General features: G+C 76.5%; 1 pseudogene. It reads right to left on the reverse strand.

Annotated elements, in window-relative coordinates:
• Window positions 1-3520: pseudogene (locus ACWDSL_RS52525) on the reverse strand (type I polyketide synthase); the annotation flags it as partial.
• Window positions 3521-3562 lie beyond the last annotated feature (42 nt).

A 3562-nucleotide genomic window follows, 5' to 3' on the forward strand; every position in this document is an offset into this window, starting at 1 on the left:
CCATCACCGTGACGCCGCCCGCGAGCGCCAGGTCGCACTCGCCGCCGCGCAGCGCCTGCGCCGCCAGGTGCATCGCCACCAGCGAGGAGGAACAGGCGGTGTCGACCGTGACGGCCGGCCCTTCCAGGCCCAGGGCGTACGCCACCCGGCCGGACGCCACGCTCGGCGTGCCGCCGGTCAGCAGGTGCACGTCGATCTCGTCGGTGGCCTCGTGCAGCCTGGGCCCGTAGTCGGCGGCGGTCGTGCCGACGAAGACGCCGGTGGGGCTGCCCCCGAGCGACGCCGGGGGGATGCCGGCGCGCTCCAGCAGCTCCCAGGAGAGTTCGAGCAGGATGCGCTGCTGCGGGTCCATGGCCAGTGCCTCGCGCGGGCTGATCCCGAAGAAGTCGGCGTCGAAGTCGGCCGCGTCGTAGAGGAAGCCGCCCCGGCCGGTGGCGCTGCCGCCGCCGAAGAGCTCGGCCAGGTCCCAGCCCCGGTCGGTGGGGAAGTCGCCCACGGCGTCCACGCCGTCGTCGACGAGTCGCCACAGCGACTCGGGGGAGTCGACGCCGCCGGGGTAGCGGCAGCTGGCGGCGACGACGGCGATCGGCTCGTCGGCGGTGATCGTGGCGGCGGAACGGGGGTGGTGCCCGGCTGGCTGCCGCCCGTCGCGCACCGCGCCCAGCCAGGTGGCGACGGCGGTGGGCGTGGGGTGGTCGAAGGTCAGGGTGGCGGGCAGCGGAACGCCGGTGGCGGCGCTGAGGCGTTCGCTCAGTTCGGTCGCCGCCAGCGAGTCGAACCCGAGCTGCTTGAACGTCAGCCCCGGATCGACCCGCTCGGCTCCCGCGTGCCCCATCACGAGCGCGACCTGCGCCCGTACCAGCCCCACCAGGTCCGCCACGGGCGGTGCGGCGTCCGCGCGGTCCGCGTCGCGGAGGACGTCTGCGGGCTCGGGGCGGGCCGCATCCGTCTGGTCCGCGTTCGCGTTCGCGCTCGCCGCCTGGTCCGGCCAGTGGCGTTCGCGCTGGAAGGCGTACGTGGGCAGGCGCACCCGGCGTGGCTCGTACCCCGCGAAGGGGGCGGACCAGTCGATGGGCAGGCCGCGGGTGTGGGCCTCGGCCATCGCCGAGGCGAAGGTGAACGCCTCGGGCCGGTCGCGGCGTTGCACCGCGAAGGCCGCCGGGCGCGGGGCGTCGCCCGCCCACGCCGCGATGGTCTCGCGGGCCATGCCCGTCAGCGAGGCGTCCGGGCCCAGCTCCACGAACGTGCCGACGCCCGCCTCGCACAGCCGCCGCACGCCCTCGGCGAACCGCACCGCCCGCCGTGCGTGGTCGGCCCAGTAGGCGGGGGAGCACAGCTGCTCCGCTTCGGCCAGCTCGCCCGTCACGTTGGAGACGACGGGCAGGGTGGGCGCGGCGAAGGTCAGACCGGCCGTGACCTCGCGCAGCTCGCCCAGGATGCCGTCCAGATGCGGCGAGTGGAACGCGTGGCTGACCCGCAGCACCGTGGCCTTGCGGCCGCGCGCCCGCCACGCCGCCGTCGCCTCCGCGACGGCATCGCGGTCGCCGGAGATCACCACGGAGGTGGGGGAGTTGACCGCTGCCAGGCCGATCCGCTCCGCCTCCGGGGCGCACGCCGCCTCGGCCTCGGCCGCGGTCGCCTGCCAGGCGGCCATCGCGCCGGGCGCGGTGACCGACTGCATCAGGCGCCCCCGGGCCGCCACCAGCGCGCACGCGTCGGGCAGCGACAGCGCGCCGGCGACGTGCGCGGCGGTGATCTCGCCCACGGAGTGGCCCATCAGGTAGCCGGGCCTGAGACCCCAGGACGTCACCAGCCGGTACAGCGCGACCTCGACCGCGAAGAGCGCGGGCTGGGTGTACGCCGTCTGGTCCAGCGCCGGCGCCGCGTCCCGGGAGGCGGCGCCGGCGAACACGACGTCCAGCAGCGGCGTGTCCAGCCAGCGGTCCATGTGGCCGCGTACCTCGCGCAGCGCGTCGGCGAAGACGGGGTACGCCGCGTACAGTTCGCGGCCCATGCCGGGGCGCTGGCTGCCCTGGCCGTTGAAGAGGAACGCGACCGCGCCGTGTTCTCCGGCCCGGGCCCGGCCCTGGACGACGCCGGGGGTCTCGGTCCCGGCGGCCAGGGCGTCGAGGCGTTCGCGCAACTCGCCCGCCTCGCCGCCGAGGACGACGGCCCGGTGGGGGAACGCCGTCCTGGTGGTGGCGAGGGCGTGGCCGACGTCGGTGGGGTCGAGGTCCTGGTGGTCCCGCAGGTGGTCGCGGAGCGCGGCGGCCTGGGCGGCCAGCGCGGCCGGGCTCGCCGCCGACAGCGGCCACGGCGTCACCGGCGGTGTACCCGCGGCCCGCGTCACCGGCACCGGGGCCGGCACCGGGGTCGCGGCCGGGGCGGGCGCCGGCGCCTCGGCCAGCACCACGTGGCAGTTGGTGCCGCCCATGCCGAAGGAGCTGACTCCGGCGACCAGCCGGCGTTCCTCCAGGGGCCACGGCTCGTACGCCGTCTGCACGCGCAGGCCCAGCTCCCCCAGCGGGATGGCCGGGTTGGGGGTGGCGAAGTTCAGGCTCGGCGGCAGCGCGCGGTGGTGGATGCTGAGCGCCGCCTTCAGCAGGCCCGCGATCCCGGCGGCGGCCTCCAGGTGCCCGATGTTGGTCTTGACGGAGCCGACGCGCAGCGGGTCGCCGTCCGCGCGGCTCCCGCCGAGCGCCGCGCCGAGGGCGGCGGCCTCGACCGGGTCGCCGACCGGCGTGCCGGCGCCGTGGAGTTCGACGTACCGTACCTCGGCGGGGTCCACCCCGGCCTGCTCCCAGGCGCGCCGCAGCACCTCGGTCTGGGCGTCGGGGCTCGGCCGCGTCAGGCCGTCGGTGGCGCCGTCGTTGTTGACCGCGCCGCCCTCGATGACGCAGTAGACCGGGTCGCCGTCGCGCAGGGCGGCCGGCAGCGGCTTCAGCAGCATCATGCCGCCGCCTTCGCCGCGCACGAAGCCGTTGGCGCGGGCGTCGAAGGTGTGGCACCGGCCGTCCGGCGACAGCCCCTGGAACTGGGCCTCGGCCAGCCGCATGCTGTCCTCGGCCAGGATCAGGTTCACGCCGCCCGCCAGCGCCAGCTCGGCCTCGCCCCGGCGCAGGCTCTCGCACGCCAGGTGCACGGCGACCAGCCCGGAGGACTGGGCGGCGTCGACGGTGAGGCTGGGGCCGCGCAGGCCCAGGCGGTGCGAGACGCGGTTGGCGATGATGCCGCGGTTCAGGCCCGCCATCGTGTGGCGGGTGATGTCGAGCCGCCCGCCGCGGCGCAGCACGGCGGCGTAGTCGTCCCAGATGGCACCGGTGACGACGGCGGTGCGGCTGCCGGCGAGGGCGCTGGGGAGCAGCCCCGCGTCCTCCATGGCCTCCCAGGCCAGTTCGAGCATCAGCCGCTGCTGCGGGTCCATCGCGACGGCCTCGCGCGGCGGGATGCCGAAGAAGTCCGCGTCGAAGGTGTCGACGCGGTCCAGGAGCCCGGCGCGGTACGGCGTTGCGCCGGGCGGCCATGGCGGCGCGTAGCCTCTCGTTCGGCATCAGAGTCTCTC

The organism is Streptomyces sp. NPDC000941 (assembly GCF_053599555.1).